The following is a 533-nucleotide window of genomic DNA, read 5'->3' as shown; positions in this document are numbered from 1 at the left end:
GACATGCTCGCGCACTACAAGATGCTCGAGAAGATCCGCGACGTGTGCCTGGCCGAGGGCTGGACGATCCTGCGCTACGACACGTCGGTGGCCAACCGCGAGCTGATCATGAGAGCGCCCGGGCTGTCAGGCGCCGAGCAGATCTTCTGCGGCGTGTACTGCTACCAGGACAGCAGACTCGACTACTACAACCTGGCCGTGGCGACGATGAAGGGCTACGTCTCTGGCAACACGTTCGCGACGCAGCCCGGCATTTCGCCGATCCTGGGTGTGCCTGCGCACAACATCCGCATCGACTACTGGATCGCGGTCAACGGCCAGCGGCTGAATGTGGCGATGAAGGTCGGCACGCCGGTCTACGAGTCCTTCGGCATCGGCAAGTTCTTCCAGTTCGCCGCTCCCAGCCAGTACCCGCAGCCGCTGTTTGCGGCCGGAATGCTCACGAGCGCGTCGGCCACCCGCTATTCGGAAACGACGCACTCTATGCCGTGGAAGGGCAACCGCAGCAACCTGCGCATGCACTTCAACGACGG

General features: G+C 63.4%; 1 protein-coding gene. It reads left to right on the top strand.

What is annotated here, in order from left to right; all coding sequences use genetic code 11:
* On the top strand, window positions 1-533 hold a 533-nt coding region (locus MOJ79_RS18910; protein WP_241925548.1), incomplete at both ends, for a hypothetical protein.

The sequence above is a fragment of the Calidifontimicrobium sp. SYSU G02091 genome, from assembly GCF_022631395.1.
In the GTDB taxonomy this organism is placed as follows: domain Bacteria; phylum Pseudomonadota; class Gammaproteobacteria; order Burkholderiales; family Burkholderiaceae_C; genus Calidifontimicrobium; species Calidifontimicrobium sediminis.
This window is presented reverse-complemented; position numbering and strand designations above follow the sequence as displayed.